The following is a 16,342-nucleotide window of genomic DNA, read 5'->3' as shown; positions in this document are numbered from 1 at the left end:
TCTCCTTACATATGGGTTATTAATACAAAATATGTGGAAGAGAAAAGATATATTCTTATGATAGTAACTTTCTTTTTGCAATGAATTCAAACTATAAATCTTTAAAACCGAGAATCAAAACTAGGCTGCCAATTTTGACAGCCTAGTCTATTTATCTTTAATATTTAAATGACTTGTTTTATCGATTTTTTCTTTCGCAAAGGCCATGCTTCTACTCCTCTAAGCCCCTTAATATCATCTCGAAAGAATACTGGTTCTTTTCCTAGTTTTCGTTGTTTCATATAATGATCAAGTGCTTTAAAGGCAATTGGCCCAAGAATTGCTATGGCAACTAGATTAATAAGAGCCATGATTGCCATCGTGAAGTCAGCTAAATCCCAAACAATTTGCAAACTAGCTACAGCACCAAACATCACCATTCCTAGAGCTATTACGCGATAGAAGATTAAGAACCCCTTGCTTTTACTAATAAACGACAGGTTAGCTTCCCCGTAGTAGTAGCAGCCGATGATGGAAGTAAAGGCGAATAGAAATATGGCAATGCCGAGAAATACTCCACCCCAAGCACCAAAATGCTCTGCCATTGCTGCTTGTGATAATTCAATGCCTGTTAAACCTGACCCATACGCATCTGAGGTAAGAATAATAAACGCTGTTGCAGAACAAACGAGTAAAGTGTCAAAAAACACTCCGAGGGCTTGGATAAACCCTTGTTTTGCTGGGTGGGATACAGATGCTGTTGCAGCAGCGATTGGATCTCCACCAATTCCAGCTCCGTTAGAGAATAGACCTCTTTTCACGCCATTCATAATAGCAGCAGCAATTCCGCCACCCACTACCTGTTCAATACCGAATGCACTTTTAAAAATTAATACTAAAACATGAGGAATCTCTGTAATATTGGTGATTACTACAAAGACTGCAAGGAGAATATAGCCTAAGGCCATAAAGGGAACGATAAGAGATGAAATATCAGCAATACGTTTAATACCGCCAAATACAACTAAACTTGTGAGAATGACTAAAGCAATTCCGGCAATGACAGGACTAATGCCAAATGAGTTTTCTAATGCAACTGCAATGGTATTACTCTGTACGGCATTGAAGGTAGTACCATATGAAAGAATCATCATGACAGCAAAAAGTGCACTCATCCACTTTTTGTTCAGTTGTTTTTTCATATAGTAGGCAGGACCACCTTTGAACCGTCCGTTGTCTTTTGCCTTATAAATTTGCGCTAGCGTATTCTCTACAAAAGAGCTAGCGCTGCCAAGAATAGCTACCATCCACATCCAAAATACTGCTCCAGGTCCTCCAATTGCTAAGGCAATGGCTACTCCTGCAAGATTGCCTGTACCAATTCGAGTACCTGCCCCTACGAAAAATGCTTGTAGAGAAGAAATTTGTTTTTTCTCTGTGTGTTCAGGTGGCTTCTCTTTTACCTTTAGTAAGCGGAACATTTCCTTTACATGCCTGATTTGTGCAAATTTCGATCCTATGGTGAAATATATTCCGAGGCCGAGCAAGACGGCTATCAAAACATACCCCCACAGTACTGTATTTCCACTTGCGATTAACTTTTCAATAATATTCACGCAACCCCTCCCAAAAATTTTATGGTTTCGATTATCTCGAAAAATGTTGGTCCTGTCAAATAATATTGGCCTATATCACTGTCAAAAAACACAAAAGGGGATTTTTGTAATAAGCTGTATACCTTGTCATTACTAGTATCGAAGCAATTAACTAAATAATTAAATTTTTTTAAAAAATTTCGGATACTAAGGATAAAATGGGTGTTTTTGTGGACCAGTATAGCGTCTAATTTTATCTGTATGCGTTAGTAAATTATTTTGTTAATAAAACATTTATTAATGAGGCCTATATCCCATTTGAAAAGAACAAATCATCATCTTTGACAATTATTACTTACTAATGGTAAGTTAGTTCTTGAAAATAATTAACTAATTAGTCGGAGGAAGAATATGTCTCATTTAGAAGAAATAATGAAAAGCCGTAAATCGGTAAGAGTGTATGATTCAGCTCATAAAATAGAAAAAAAGGAACTAGAAGAAATTTTAGCATTAGCAACAAGTGCACCGTCTTCTAGTAATTTGCAGTCTTGGAGATTTATTGTAATCCAAGATCAGGAACTAAAAAAAGAGTTAAGAGAAATTGGCAATAACCAAGCGCAAATAGAAGATTCTTCAGCGATTATTGCTGTTTTAGGAGATACAGATGCTTATAGAAATGTGGAAGAAATCTATGAGAAAAATGTTTCCCTTGGCTATATGGATCAATCCATTGCAGATAGAACGATTAATAACACGCTAAGTTTATATCCCAATCAACCAAAACAAATATTAGCACAAATTGCTAGCTATGATGCAGGCTTAATTTCCATGCAGATTTTACTGCTAGCAAAAGAACGAGGGTATGATACCGTTATAATGGGCGGTTTTGATAAAGATGCATTTGCGAAACGTTTTGAGTTACCAGAAAACCAATTTCCGATTACCCTTATTGCAATAGGAAAAGCTGCTGCACCAGCTTTTAATACTAGCAGAATGCCGATAGAAAAAATTGCGAAATTTTACTGATTGAGAGAGAAAAAAGTGCCTTGATTCTAAAAAGAAAGAAGGCACTTTTGGGTTATTTTATTTCGATTGCAGAGGTTTCACCTGCTATACGGCCAAATACGATGATGTCAGCAACAGCATTTCCACCAATTCTATTTCCGCCATGAACACCACCAGTAACTTCACCTGCAGCATACAGTCCTTTAATGATATTTCCTTGTTTATCTAAAACATGAGTTTTTGTATCAATTTTTAATCCACCCATAGTATGATGTATACCTGGAGTTACGGGAATTATATAGTATGGACCTTCTTCTAATGTTTGAGTGAGATGGACCCTGTCAAATTCTTCGTCTTTTTTATTTTTAACGTATTTTGTGTAATTTTTTAAAGTAGAAGCAATGGTACTGCTATCTATTCCTGCTGCCTTTCCTAAAGCTTCTATTGTTTCTCCTTTTATAGCATAGCCATCTTTAATATATCCTGCTAATGAGGCATTTTCATCAGCCATTTCTTGGTTTACGACGAGATATGCAATTTTATCTGTCTGTGCCAAAATGTTTTTCGAAACAACATCACGTGTCAATAATTCATTGGTAAATCTTTTTCCTTCTTTATTTACTAAAATGGCTCCGTCTCCGCGTAATCCTTCTGTAAATAAATAGCCTGTTTCTGGATCGGTTGTTGGATGAATTTGTATCTGATCCATATCTACGAGATCAGCCCCAGCCTTTTCTGCCATAGCAATTCCTGATCCTGTTGCTCCTGCATGATTTGTTGTTGAGAAACCTTCCAGATCTTTATTGTATTTAATAACCATTTCAGCATTTGCTCCAAAACCACCTGTTGCTAAAATAACAGATTTTGCATTAACCGTGAAGGAATTCTTATTTTTATCGGTAGCTTTTACTCCTACAATCGCTCCATCTTTTTTTATTAAACTATCAGCTGTAGTATTTAATAAAATGGGAGTATTTAATTTTTTCAATTTATTGGATAGAACCTCTACAATAACAGGACCAACTGGTGATCCATCTGCTGGCTGATGAATTCTTGGGTTCGTTTGCCCACCAGATAATGTTACCTTTGTTAAACCTGCTCCCATATCATTTAGCCATTTCAGTGCATCAGGAGCATTATCTACTAGAGTTTGTAGCAGTTTTGGATCATTTAAGTTTTTGCCGCCTTTCATCGTATCGTCAAACCATGTTTGTTTGTCGTCTTTAATTCCATCCGCTTCTTGGTATTTGGTGCCTGCCACATTCATTCCACCTGTTGCTTTATTTGTGTTTCCACCAATGATAGGCATTTGCTCTAAAATGACAACAGACTTACCAGCTTCGCTAGCCTTCACGGCTGCTGCAAGTCCTGCACCACCTGCACCTACTATAGCGACATCAACATCTAAGTCTTCCTGCTTTTGCTCTTCTACAATGACTTTATTTGCAGCATCTTTTAAGGCTTTCATATCGGCTCCCGACTTTTCTAACGCCTTTGTAACAGCTTCAATAATTCCGTTACTAGATTCACTTGCTCCTGATACAACATCCACTGCTAAACTTTGTGAGGAGATAATATCCTTGGTTAATTGAGTAGTTGCCCCATCACTAATACTGCCTGTTTCTCCGTCTGCACTGATTTCAATTTTCTCAATCTTATCTTTTGAAACTGTTACTGTAGCTTTAATTTCTCCTCCATGACCAGTGGAAATGCCTTCGTATGTTCCCGCTTTAAACTTTGCTTTTTCTTCTGTATTCGTATTGTTGCTACAACCTGCTATTATCAGCATAAATATAGCTAGAAGAACAAATGCTATACTAGAAGATCTTTTCATAAAAATTTTCCCCTCTCTATATATGTATTGTTCATTATTTCACAATGTCTATCATAAGGAACATGCTCAACTACTAGCTATCAAAATAATAATGTTCAAAATAAGTTCATAAGTATGTGGAGAATTTGTGAATCTTTAAAGGATAAGGAAATCGTACTTTTTGTAATTTATTTCTATTCGCGCTAAACTAAAAGAGAATTCGAAAAAGGAGTGTGGAAAGATGAATGTTGTTACATTAAATAATGGCTTAAAAATGCCTCAACTGGGGTTTGGCGTATGGCAGGTTCCAGATGAAGAAGCGGCTGTTGCTGTCAGCACTGCTTTTAAAGTAGGCTATACTTCCATTGATACAGCGATGGTATATCAAAACGAAGCAGGTGTAGGAAAAGCAATTAAAGAATCTTCTATTCCACGCGAAGAGTTGTTTATTACAACAAAAGTGTGGAACAGTGATCAGGGCTATGAGAATACACTAAGAGCATTCGATGAAAGTTTAGAAAGATTAGGGCTTGATTACGTCGATCTTTATTTGATTCATTGGCCAACCCCACAATTTGATGAGTATGTGGATACATATAGAGCACTAGAAAAATTATATAAAGATGGCAGAGTCAAGGCAATTGGTGTTTGTAACTTTGAAATTGAACATTTAGAGCGCATTTTAAATGAATGTGAGGTTAAACCTGTTTTGAATCAGGTAGAATGTCATCCATATTTAGCGCAAAATGAATTAAAGGAATTTTGCGCAAAGCATGATATTTTTGTAGAAGCTTGGAGCCCGCTTGATCAAGGGGGAGAAGTTCTTCAGGATGAAGTCATCACACAAATTGCAGAAACAAAAGAAAAGTCACCAGCACAAGTAGTATTGCGTTGGCATTTGCAAAATAATACGATTGTTATTCCGAAATCAGTGACACCATCTCGCATTGAAGAAAATTTCCATGTGTTTGATTTTGAATTAACAGAGGAAGAAATGAAACAAATTAATGAGCTAAACCGCAATAGAAGAAAAGGTCCACACCCAAATGATATGAATAAACGATAAGGAAGAAAGGGAATAGTGCTGCTATATTTAATAGCAACACTATTCCCTTTTCCAGTTATATCTATTGGTATTAGAACGGGTTTGTTCCTAGTACTGTAGCTGTTTTTACATAGATTCTTGGATGCAGTTTTAATTGAGAAACAATCAGTTCTGCGATATCTTCTGGCTGCATGTATTTCTCTGCATCACCTTTGATTAAATCTGTTTTAACAGCAAGATCTGTTGCAACTGTACTTGGTGTTAAGGAAGTAACACGAATATTATTTCTGCGTACTTCTTGTGCTAATGATTCTGTCATTCCGATTAGACCGAATTTAGAAGCACTGTATGCACTAGAAGTAGCAGCGCCATTTAAGCCATTTGTAGAAGAAATATTGATAATATCTCCGCCATTTTTTTCGATTAATTGTGGTAAAACTGCCTTTGTTACATAATATGGTCCCATTAAATTTACGTCGATGATTTGTTTCCATTCTTCTGGGTCCATATCTAAAAGAGATTGGAATTTACCAATTCCAGCATTATTGATTAAAATATCTGCTTTCCCTAGTTCGTTTGTTAAAGTAGAAATTGCTTGTTCTACTTCTTCTAAAGAGGATACATCAACTGTTGCATAAGCAGCTTTTACGCCAAGTGCTTCCACTTCTTTGGCTACTTCTTGTAATGCGCCTTCTGTACGAGCAAGTAAACCAATATTTACACCTTCATTTGCGAGTGCAACTGCAACTGCTTTTCCTATCCCTCTTCCAGCTCCCGTAATGAAAGCTACTTTTCCTTTTAAAGATTGTGCCATTAAAAGCAACTCCTTCCAATCATTGTTCAGTAAATAATACTTTGTCTATTTTAAGATTTTCTGCAGGTATTAGCAAGAAAGCCGCTTAGAGAAAAGATTTATTATCTATCATTCATATAATGTTTCTTCTCTTCAATTGGAATGGTTCTTGCCATCGAACAAATTTTGCCTAATATCCTGTTTATTATCTTTTTTCTGGCGAAAAATATACCTGCTAAAACGAGTACCATGCCCTATGTATTTACATTTTGGAAAGGAAGGTCAAGTAAACTTTGATTTTCCACTATCTCTAATTGTCGGGAATTTTCCCGATATTTGGGACGTTTATCTACAAATGACAGCGTTTACCTAAATGCTCGCGAGTTATTGAAACGGCTTTCATCTGGTGATTAAATAGAGATTGAAGTTAGCAAATACAAAAAAATAATTAAAGAGGGGTGATTTATATGATGCAAAAGCTTCAGAGATTTGGTGGAGCAATGTTTACGCCAGTACTTTTATTTGCATTTTCGGGTATTGTTCTTGCTATTACTATTATGTTAAATAATCCCCAAATTGTCGGAAGTATAGCAGATGAAGGTACAACTTGGAATAGTATTTTAACTATTTTGGAAGATGGTGCATGGACAGTATTTAATCAGATGGAATTGCTTTTTGTTATCGGTATTGCACTTGGATTGGCTAAAACTGCTAATGCAAGAGCCGTGATGGAAGCAGTTGTTGTATATCTTACTTTTAATTATTTTCTATCAGGTATATTAGAATTCTTTGGACCAACATTCGGTGTTGATTTTAGTCAGGAAGCTGGCAGTACTAGTGGAATGAAACTAATTGCTGGCATAAAAACATTGGATACTGGAATTATCGGAGCAATACTAATTTCTAGTATAACGGTCTGGCTTCATAATAAGTATTTTGAAAAGAAATTACCGGAATGGCTTGGGATATTCCAGGGATCTACGTACGTCGTCATTCTAGGTTACTTTATAATGATTCCTATCGCAGTTGTTGTTGCATGGATATGGCCGATTATTCAATCTGGAATCGGTTCCCTTCAAGGATTTTTAGCTAGTTCAGGAACATTCGGTGTTTGGTTTTACCATCTTTTTGAAAGAGCATTAATCCCAACAGGATTGCATCACTTTATTTATACGCCATTTATGTTTGGCCCAGCAGTTGTAGAAGATGGAATCGTTAAATATTGGATGGGTAATCTTGGGGACTTTGCACAAAGTGCGGAATCACTAAAAACTTTGTTCCCAGCTGGTGGCTTTGGATTATATGGAAACTCCAAGATGTTTGCAGCACCAGGGATTGCATTAGCAATTTATTTCACAGCAAAAAAAGAAAAAAGGAAGAAAGTAGCTGCCCTTCTAATTCCAGCTACCTTAACAGCGGTATTGGCAGGGATTACGGAGCCACTAGAATTTACTTTCTTATTTGTTGCACCTGTATTATTTGCTGTTCACGCTGTACTCGCAGCTACATTGTCAGCAACGCTATATACATTCGGAGTAGTGGGAGATATGGGTGGCGGTCTGATTGAAATAATGTCTAAAAACTGGATTCCATTATTCGGTAATCATTGGGATGTTTATGTAGCCCAAATCGTAATTGGGTTAATTTTTTCCGGTATTTACTTTTTGGTTTTCCGTTTTCTTATCTTGAAGTTTAACTTTGCTACACCTGGAAGAGAGACGGATGATAAAGAGGTTAAACTATATAGAAAGAAAGATTATCAAGAAAAACAAAAAGGCAGAGATAAAAAAGATGAGGTTGCAGTAACAGTTGTGGAAAACAGTTATAGAGAAAAAGCTGCGATATTTCTTCATGCTTTAGGTGGTACAGAGAATATTGAAACAATAAATAATTGTGCAACAAGACTAAGAATTAGTGTAAAGGATCCCAATCTAGTGATGCCTGATATTGCCTTTAGAGAGGGTGGTGCTCATGGAGTTGTTAGAAATAATAAAGGCATACAAATTATTGTAGGCTTATCAGTTCCTCAAGTGAGAGAAGAGTTTGAAAAGTTAAAAAATGAAGAATAGGAGAGATTATTTATGAAAAAATTTTCAATCACAGTAGCAGGTGGAGGAAGTACTTTTACGCCGGGAATTATATTAATGCTTTTAGAAAACCTAGATAAATTTCCGATTAGACAAATTAATTTTTATGATAATGATAAAGAACGCCAACAGCAAATAGCTGATGCGTGTGAAATAATTATTAAAGAAAAAGATCCTGAAATTACTTTTTTAGCTACAACGGAACCAGAGGAAGCCTTTGTGGATATTGATTTTGTGATGGCACATATTCGTGTAGGAAAGTACGCAATGAGAGAAAAGGATGAAAAGATACCTTTAAAATATGGGGTAGTTGGTCAAGAAACATGTGGTCCTGGTGGAATTGCCTACGGAATGAGATCCATCGGAGGCGTATTAGAAATATTAGATTATATGGAAAAATATTCGCCTAATGCATGGATGTTGAATTATTCAAATCCAGCTGCGATTGTTGCAGAAGCAACTAGAAAATTACGACCAAATTCAAAGATCCTTAATATTTGTGATATGCCGATTGGAATTGAAAATCTGATGGCAAAGATACTAGGTCTCCCTTCACGGAAAGATATGACTATCCGCTATTATGGTCTAAATCATTTTGGCTGGTGGACAGATATTCGTGATAAAGAAGGAAATGATTTAATGCCCAAATTGAAAGAGCATGTAAAGGATTATGGCTATGATTTAGCAAAAAATGAAGGACAACATGCAGATGAAAGCTGGCAATCTACTTTTAGAAAGGCGAAAGATGTGTATGCAGTTGATCCTGACACCTTACCTAATACGTACTTAAAATATTACTTCTATCCTCAAGATGAAGTAGAGCATACAGATCCTAACTATACAAGAGCAAATCAGGTTATGGATGGAAGAGAGAAATTTATATTTTCTCAATGTAATAGAATAGCAGAGTTAGGTTCTACAGAAGGTTCAGAGTTAGAAATAGACGAACATGCTTCTTATATCGTAGACTTAGCTCGTGCGATAGCATATGATACACAGGAAAGAATGCTTTTAATTGTTGAAAATAACGGAGCGATTCAAAACTTTGATCCAACTGCAATGGTAGAAGTTCCATGTATTGTCGGAGTTAATGGGCCTGAACCGTTAGTACAAGGAACTATTCCTCGATTCCAAAAGGGATTAATGGAGCAGCAAGTAGCTGTAGAAAAATTGGTAGTAGAAGCTTGGGAAGAACATTCTTATCAAAAGCTTTGGCAAGCCATTACCTTATCAAGAACGGTTCCAAATGCTAGAGTAGCAAAACAAATTTTAGATGATTTAATGGAAGCAAATAAAGAATATTGGCCAGAACTTAATTAGTAGAGAGAAACAGGGTGCTTGAAAAAGGGCACTCTGCTTTTCTATTTATTAATGTTTTTCTGAATATACTATTATCCCTTATAATAAAGGCAAGGGAGGAAGTTGTATATGCTTAAAGACTTAATGAATAAATATTATGATCAACTCTCAGAAAATGATTTGTATGTGATAAATTATGTTCTTAATCATATAGAAGAATGTAAAAAAATGAGTATTTTAGAATTGTCTGAGGCATGCACTATTTCCAAGTCTTCCATTCTAAGGATGACTCAAAAAATAGGTTTTAGTGGTTATAGTGAGTTTAAATATTTTTTGAAGAATGAGCCCAAATCCTTTGAGCCAAATTTAGATTTTTTTACTATGCAAATGAAAGAAATAGAAATGACAAGAAAACTATATAAAAATATTGATACAGAAGCAATATATAATCAGATTAGAAATGCAGATACGATATACGGCTTTGCAAGTGGATGGGGTCAAAGAAATGCTTTGGAAGAAATGGCTCGGCAATTTATTTCTAATAATAAGAAAATCTACATCATACCCGCAGAAACAGAATTTGATTTTCTTTTAGCCAAAATGAAGCCAACAGATCTAGTTATTGTTATATCTTTAAGTGGAGATGTTAAAAATATAGTAGGTCAACTAAGACAATTGGCTGTTAAATCAATTCCTACCCTATCTATTACTTCTTTCAACAATAACCATTTAGCAACTTTATCTACATATAATATTTATTATGAATCCTTTATGCTAGGGAAACATTATGAGATTGAACATCGATCCCTGTTGGGGTTATTTACTGTTATTGATTCGGTTTATAGAGGTTATTTAGACTATTCAGTGCGAAAAAATGAAAGCAATGATTAAAGAGGTGAACATAAATGGTAAAAACAATTGTCGATAAATTAAATTTAAAAAAATACAAAAAAATGGCGATTCTAAATCAACCAAATGAATCGAATTACTTTGGAGAATTGGAAGCATATGATACAGAGCATCAAGATAAATATGATGCTATATTCGCCTTTGTACTAGACATGGCTGCAATGCGAGAAACGATTGATAAGATTATACGAACAGATTCGCTGAACAAGAAGGGATACATCTTTTTAGCATATCCAAAGAAAGGAAATAAAGTCTATCCCACTTATATTCATCGGGATGAATTGTTTAAGGGGCTAGATACGGATTCAGATGGATATGTGGGAACGAGTACAATAAAATTTGCACGAATGGTTGGATTGGATGAAGTATTTACCGTGATAGGTTTAAAAGAAGAGGAAAAAAGGACAGCAAAGGATGCTTCCTCCAAAGCGAGTCAGCGTGTCAATGATTATATAGAAAAAATTCAAGCTGTCGAAGATGATTTAATAAATACACCCGAGCTATTAGCCTTTTACCAATCTCTTACACTAGGTTATCAAAAGGAGTGGGCAAGATATGTCTATAGTGCAAAACAAGAAGCAACGAGAGAAAAAAGAAAAGCAGAAATGAAGATGATCCTTCAATCTGGTTATAAAAGCAGAGATACCTATCGAAAAGAGCAGGGATAATAGGTTTCAGCAGTTTTTTTATTATCAGTTTGACTAAATAAAAAGGCGTGTTTCTTTTGGGAAAGCGCCTTTTAAAACCCTCTCTTCAAAAAGTGTGGCATGACTTTCAAAGGAAATTCATAGATTAATATATATCTTTTTTGAAGGAGAGGACTATATGCGTTTTGCTAGACTAGCTGATCGCTTTTGGGATGGCATAACTTTGACCAATGTCAATCATAAAGGAATTATATATCCTTATTTTGCTTTTATGATTACTGCATTTCTTTTTGAATTATTTCTTATAGTGTTAATAGGAGTATCTATTTATTACTTTTATCAATGGAAGTATTATCCTGATGTACTCTTTTATATTGGATGCTGCATCCTCTTCTTGCTGCTTATCTTGACAACCATATCGATAAAATCTATCTATCTAAAGATTAAATAGGAGGCAGTAGCAATTAAATAACTTCCTGCCTTTTACGTAAATAATAATATAAAATGATACAGCAAATGGAGCAAAGCAACGATAATAATGCGATAAATCCATAGCCTGCCTGTTGTCCAATGACACCATTGCTTGTATAAAACAAACGATTTATCCCATCAATTATGACTCCAATTAGCAGGTTCCCGAACACACTGGCAATTCCCATTAGAGTAACAGTAAAGGTTATGGCTGTACCCGTTCCTTTCGGATACCTTTTGGCAAGCAATGCCATTACAGTCGGGTAAATGGGGGCAATTCCTATTCCGGCGATAGCGAAAAGAATCGCACCTTTTTCGCCGATGATAATGGCAGCAAAACTGCAAATGCCGGAAAAGGCAGCAAAGATCATGATGGAGAGTGTATAGCCGATTTTATCTGTTAGTGGGCCAAGAACTAGCCGTGAAAGCATAAAGAAGAGAAAAAACATAGATAACATACCAGAAGCTGTTTCCACATTCCATGAATACGCTTTAATTAAAAAGTTTACTAACCAGCCTCCGACAGCCAATTCAGATACCACCCCAAAGGAAAGTATCATGACAATAAGCCATGCAACTGGATCGCGAAGTAAAAATCGATATGACACTGATTCGTCATCACTAGTTTCCTCTTCTGGAAATTTGCCGAAGATAGAAGGGATGATAGGGAGAATGGCTAAAAGCAGCACAATAAAATACATTCCTCGCCAGCTTAATTCTTCGCCTGCGATTGTCCATTTCATCATCCAAGAGGCAATAATAGGTGCAACCATTGAGCTTAGTCCATAGAAAAAATGAGCGAGATTCATCATTAATCCCGTATTCTTTGTGAAAATTCGTGCTGCCATTATCCCCAGTCCGATTTCAAGCATCCCATTTCCAATATATAAAAGGAAATAGGAGGAAGAAAGGGTGAAATATTTTTCGGAGAAATAAAGACAAATACCTGAAAGAGCCATTGCGGCGAAAGCAACAACTCCAGTCCATTTGATGCCAATTTTATTGGCTAAAGCGGCAGTAAAGGTACAAGCAATTAAATAGCCAAGTGAATTGATAGCAAGCAAAAATCCTATTTGTGACTCACTTAAAAGAAAATCTGCTTGAATGATAGGGATAGCAGGTCCTTTAACGTTCTCTGATAATCCGAAAATGAGGAACCCGCCAAAAATAATAGCAAGTAAAACAGAATAATTAATTTTAGAATGTTTCTTACTAAAAGCGTTCAAGCGATTCATAGGTATCATTCCTTTATCTTCAAAAATGTAACTAATGAGTTATGAAGACTATTATTTATGATAGCGTGATTGGCGAGATGGAAGATTGCTATCTTCGTTTGAATGATTATTGGTGTCCACATGATTACTTTTTTTGCGAAGGATTTTTTTAATCCCTTTAAACAATAGAGTAATAACTAGATAGATCCCAAAGAAAAGAAGAAACCCGTTAATCCCGGCCACAGCATCTGCGAACTCCATATTTCCCCGTCCTGTAATTCCTTGCTGAATTTCAATGGCAAATACTAATACAAGAATAAGTGTAAATGTATAAATAAAAGAAATACTCTTGATACTCCAAGCGGCTAACCGTTTAAAAATAAATTGAACAATAAAGAATGAAATAATTCCGATAAGGCCGATAATCCATAAATGCAAATCTTTGTCTGTGGCTTGCCAACCAAGAATAGCAGCAGCATCCATAATAATATCATGAAGAATATTAACAATTTCCGCGATAATTTTAAAAAAATCTACCATTGTGTCCCTCCCTTTTAATGTTTCCTTTCATTAGATTATACTGGAGGATGGAAAATAATAAAACAGCAATTAATTATTCTAATATTAGCAAATGCGCTTCTAGTTAAAAAATGATAAGATAGGAGAAAAGATGTGATGTTCATTAAGACGAACGTATATAGAAATTATACTTTGAAGGGGCAATGTCTATGCTGCTTTGGAATCGTAATAGGCAAATAAAAACATGGGGACAAATTACGTTAGTAACAATCTCTATATTATTTACTACTTATCAATTTGTTATAAAGCACGAACCATTTTTCAATATTGACTTTTTTCTGTTTACGATCTTAGCGTGGATTGTTGGCTGGAGGTATGATCTGTCCAAATACTATGAGAAGAAGGCTAAGGATAGTGAAGAAAGCTATCGACTTCTAATGGATTCATTACCTGAATCCATATTTATTCACTCCTTAAGAGAAAACAAGTTAGTCTATGTCAATCATGCTGCTGTTAGAATGATGGGAGCATCTAGCGGCCAAGAGTTAATTAATCGATCATTTGGAGAGTTTGTCGCAGCAGACTATATGGAACGGTGGAAAATGCGGCTGAATATTGCCTTAGAGAAAAAGAAACCGCTCTCTCCTATTGAATATAAAATGAAACGTGTTGCTGGAAATGATTTTTTCTATGAGGCCTCCTGTTTAGCGATAAAGTTAAATGGTGAAGATGTGATATTATCGATTGGAAAAGATATAACAGCTAGTAAAGAGCAAACGATGCATTTGCTCCAGAAGTCAGAAAAATTAGCGATTTTGGGAGAGATGTCTGCAGGAATTGCCCATGAAATTAGAAATCCATTAACCTCGATTAAAGGCTTTATTCAGCTAGCGAAGGCAGAAAATCCCCAAAATAAATATTTTGAAATCGTATTGACAGAGATAGAAAGAATTAATGGGATTGTCGGCGAGTTGCTTTTTCTCGCTAAACCTACGGCGGATGTTTTTTTAGTTAAAGATATTCGTAATATTATTAAAGACGTTGTTACATTAATACATACTCAATTAAGCTTACATAATATTCAGATCAAAGAAGTATACGAATGGGACATTCCAATGATTTTATGTGAGGAAAAACGCCTAAAACAAGTATTTATAAACTTACTACAAAATGCTATAGAAGCTATGCCAAAGGGTGGATATATTTCTATTAAGGGTACGTCTCTCCAGGATGGCAATATATCGATAGAAATTATGGATCAGGGAGTAGGCATTCCGGACGAGAGATTAGGAACACTTGGTGAACCATTTTTTACAACGAAGGAAAAAGGGACAGGTCTTGGTTTAATGACCTGTTTCAAAATCATTGAAAGTCATAATGGCAATTTGAGCTTCCAAAGCGAGTTAAACAAAGGAACAAAGGCAACCATAATCTTTCCAGCCGCTACACAAGATACATTACTTGGTACAGTTTCCAAAGCATAATAGAAGCAGATGTAAACCTCCACTAAAATAGCGGAGGTTTATTTGAATAAAGGAAATAAGTTTGGCGTAAAAGGTAATAAACTTTAGATGGTAAAGATTCCAGTCGAGTTTTTTCCAAACACTCCATGTTATAATGACTTCAAACTAGCAAAAGGATGGTGGATGTAGTGATTAATAACTTTGATGAAGTAGTAAATCGGCGAAATACCTATTCGATTAAATGGGATGGTGGAAAAATTATTAAGGAGATGGGACTTACAGAGCGGTATGATGAAGAGACAATCCCCTTATTTACAGCAGATATGGATTTGCCCGTACCACAAGCATTAGTAGATGCATTACATAAAACGGTAGATAATCGCATATACGGCTATTCTATTTTTCCAGATGAGTACTATGAAGCAATTCAGCTTTGGTTTAAAAAAAGACATAATTGGGAGATAGACAGAGAATCTATTGTCTACAGTCCGGGAACAGTTCATGCAATTAATATGGCTGTGCGTGCTTTTACAGAGGTTGGAGATGGTGTAATCATTCAACGTCCAGTTTATCCGCCATTTACTTCGGCAATTGAAGGAAATGGCAGAGTGGTTCGGAATAATGCATTACTTCAAGACGAAGCAGGGTATTATACCATCGATTTTGCTGATTTTGAAGAGAAGGCAAAGGAAGAATCAACGAAGCTGTTTATTCTTTGTAATCCCCATAATCCAACTGGTCGCATTTTTACAGTAGAAGAACTAACTCGTTTAAATGAGATTTGTGTAAAACATAATGTGTTAATTATTGCAGATGAAATTCATGGGGATTTAATTAGACGTACACAGAAATTCACTCCAATTGCGATGGTAGCAGATAATCAGGATCATTTGATTACATGTACGGCAATTAATAAAACATTTAACGTGGCAGGACTTCACTGCACGAATTTAATCATTCCAAATGTGAAGCTGCGCAATGCATTTAATAAAGAAATGGGGCACCAATTGGCATCTCCTTTTACAATATCTGCGCTTATTGCGGTTTATAAGGAAGGAGAAGAATGGCTTGAGGAATTAAAGGAATATATTGACGGAACCATGGAATGGGTAAAGGCTTACATTGATGAAAATATGCCAAAAGTGAAAGTAACAATCCCAGAAGGAACCTATATTATGTGGATGGATTTCAGCGGATATGGAATAACGCCAGAAGAAGTGCATGAGCGTATTTATCATAAAGCCAATGTTTTACTAGAAGATGGCAGTATGTTCGGAGAAGAAGGAATTAATCATCAACGAATTTGTATTCCTTCCCCAAGACCGATTATAAAAGAAGCCATAGAAAGAATTGCAAGAGAGTTCGCAGATTTAAAATAAAGAGCGTAGCTTTTTTTCGAGGGTCTGATTATACTGATACTTTTAACAGGAATGAACTGGAAACAAATATACTTGTTTAGAAAAAGTATCTTTAATGATCAGCTCCTTTTCTTTTTGTGTGCTT

At 35.7% G+C, this 16,342-nt stretch carries 14 protein-coding genes; 9 read left to right on the top strand and 5 right to left on the bottom strand.

Going from position 1 to position 16,342, the window contains the following annotated elements; all coding sequences use genetic code 11:
• Nucleotides 1-164 precede the first annotated feature (164 nt).
• Nucleotides 165-1,595, bottom strand: coding sequence for an alanine/glycine:cation symporter family protein (locus NiCM35_RS09525; protein WP_095329872.1), 1,431 nt, complete (start codon nucleotides 1,593-1,595; stop codon nucleotides 165-167).
• A gap of 390 nt (nucleotides 1,596-1,985) precedes the next feature.
• Here NiCM35_RS09525 and NiCM35_RS09520 point away from each other — a divergent pair, with 390 nt between their 5' ends.
• Nucleotides 1,986-2,600: a nitroreductase family protein gene (locus tag NiCM35_RS09520; RefSeq protein ID WP_249877821.1), complete on the top strand. Its 615-nt coding sequence runs from the start codon at nucleotides 1,986-1,988 to the stop codon at nucleotides 2,598-2,600.
• A gap of 52 nt (nucleotides 2,601-2,652) precedes the next feature.
• On the opposite strand, the gene NiCM35_RS09515 is transcribed toward NiCM35_RS09520, so the two are convergent.
• Complete coding sequence (locus tag NiCM35_RS09515; RefSeq protein WP_303984014.1) at nucleotides 2,653-4,413, bottom strand: flavocytochrome c; 1,761 nt, start codon at nucleotides 4,411-4,413, stop codon at nucleotides 2,653-2,655.
• Between the two features lie 220 nt (nucleotides 4,414-4,633).
• Between NiCM35_RS09515 and NiCM35_RS09510 the strand changes: the two genes are divergently transcribed.
• Nucleotides 4,634-5,458, top strand: a complete 825-nt coding sequence (locus NiCM35_RS09510; RefSeq protein WP_171509990.1) for an aldo/keto reductase — start codon at nucleotides 4,634-4,636, stop codon at nucleotides 5,456-5,458.
• 70 nt (nucleotides 5,459-5,528) lie between these two features.
• Here NiCM35_RS09510 and NiCM35_RS09505 read toward each other — a convergent pair whose 3' ends face one another.
• Nucleotides 5,529-6,251, bottom strand: coding sequence for a 3-ketoacyl-ACP reductase (locus NiCM35_RS09505; RefSeq protein ID WP_171509989.1), 723 nt, complete (start codon nucleotides 6,249-6,251; stop codon nucleotides 5,529-5,531).
• Nucleotides 6,252-6,697: 446 nt separating this feature from the next.
• Between NiCM35_RS09505 and NiCM35_RS09500 the strand changes: the two genes are divergently transcribed.
• From NiCM35_RS09500 to NiCM35_RS09480, 5 genes are all read left to right on the top strand, one after another.
• Nucleotides 6,698-8,299 carry an alpha-glucoside-specific PTS transporter subunit IIBC gene (locus NiCM35_RS09500; protein WP_172859643.1) on the top strand — a complete coding sequence of 534 codons (1,602 nt, stop codon included), beginning with the start codon at nucleotides 6,698-6,700 and terminating at the stop codon, nucleotides 8,297-8,299.
• 12 nt (nucleotides 8,300-8,311) lie between these two features.
• Nucleotides 8,312-9,637: a 6-phospho-alpha-glucosidase gene (locus tag NiCM35_RS09495; RefSeq protein ID WP_095329878.1), complete on the top strand. Its 1,326-nt coding sequence runs from the start codon at nucleotides 8,312-8,314 to the stop codon at nucleotides 9,635-9,637.
• Nucleotides 9,638-9,745: 108 nt separating this feature from the next.
• A complete protein-coding gene (locus NiCM35_RS09490) occupies nucleotides 9,746-10,507 on the top strand; it encodes a MurR/RpiR family transcriptional regulator (RefSeq protein WP_095329879.1) in 762 nt (253 codons plus the stop codon).
• A gap of 14 nt (nucleotides 10,508-10,521) precedes the next feature.
• Nucleotides 10,522-11,193 (top strand): YdeI/OmpD-associated family protein, encoded by a 672-nt coding sequence (locus NiCM35_RS09485; RefSeq protein ID WP_433779309.1) that lies wholly within the window; start codon nucleotides 10,522-10,524, stop codon nucleotides 11,191-11,193.
• 157 nt (nucleotides 11,194-11,350) lie between these two features.
• Nucleotides 11,351-11,623, top strand: a complete 273-nt coding sequence (locus NiCM35_RS09480; protein ID WP_095329881.1) for a hypothetical protein — start codon at nucleotides 11,351-11,353, stop codon at nucleotides 11,621-11,623.
• 13 nt (nucleotides 11,624-11,636) lie between these two features.
• On the opposite strand, the gene NiCM35_RS09475 is transcribed toward NiCM35_RS09480, so the two are convergent.
• A complete protein-coding gene (locus NiCM35_RS09475) occupies nucleotides 11,637-12,878 on the bottom strand; it encodes an MFS transporter (RefSeq protein ID WP_433779307.1) in 1,242 nt (413 codons plus the stop codon).
• A gap of 51 nt (nucleotides 12,879-12,929) precedes the next feature.
• Entirely contained in the window at nucleotides 12,930-13,397 is a 468-nt protein-coding gene (locus NiCM35_RS09470; protein ID WP_123260531.1) for a hypothetical protein, read from the bottom strand.
• A gap of 188 nt (nucleotides 13,398-13,585) precedes the next feature.
• Between NiCM35_RS09470 and NiCM35_RS09465 the strand changes: the two genes are divergently transcribed.
• Both NiCM35_RS09465 and NiCM35_RS09460 read left to right on the top strand, forming a co-directional pair.
• Nucleotides 13,586-14,860 carry an ATP-binding protein gene (locus NiCM35_RS09465; protein WP_433779305.1) on the top strand — a complete coding sequence of 425 codons (1,275 nt, stop codon included), beginning with the start codon at nucleotides 13,586-13,588 and terminating at the stop codon, nucleotides 14,858-14,860.
• A 167-nt stretch (nucleotides 14,861-15,027) separates the two neighbouring features.
• Nucleotides 15,028-16,218, top strand: a complete 1,191-nt coding sequence (locus NiCM35_RS09460) for a MalY/PatB family protein (RefSeq protein WP_341123219.1) — start codon at nucleotides 15,028-15,030, stop codon at nucleotides 16,216-16,218.
• Nucleotides 16,219-16,342 lie beyond the last annotated feature (124 nt).

Origin of the sequence: Niallia sp. M35 (assembly GCF_050971705.1) — a bacterium.
Lineage (GTDB): Bacteria > Bacillota > Bacilli > Bacillales > Cytobacillaceae > Niallia > Niallia circulans_A.
Note: the sequence above shows the minus strand (reverse complement) of the source record. Positions and strands in the feature narration are given on the sequence as shown.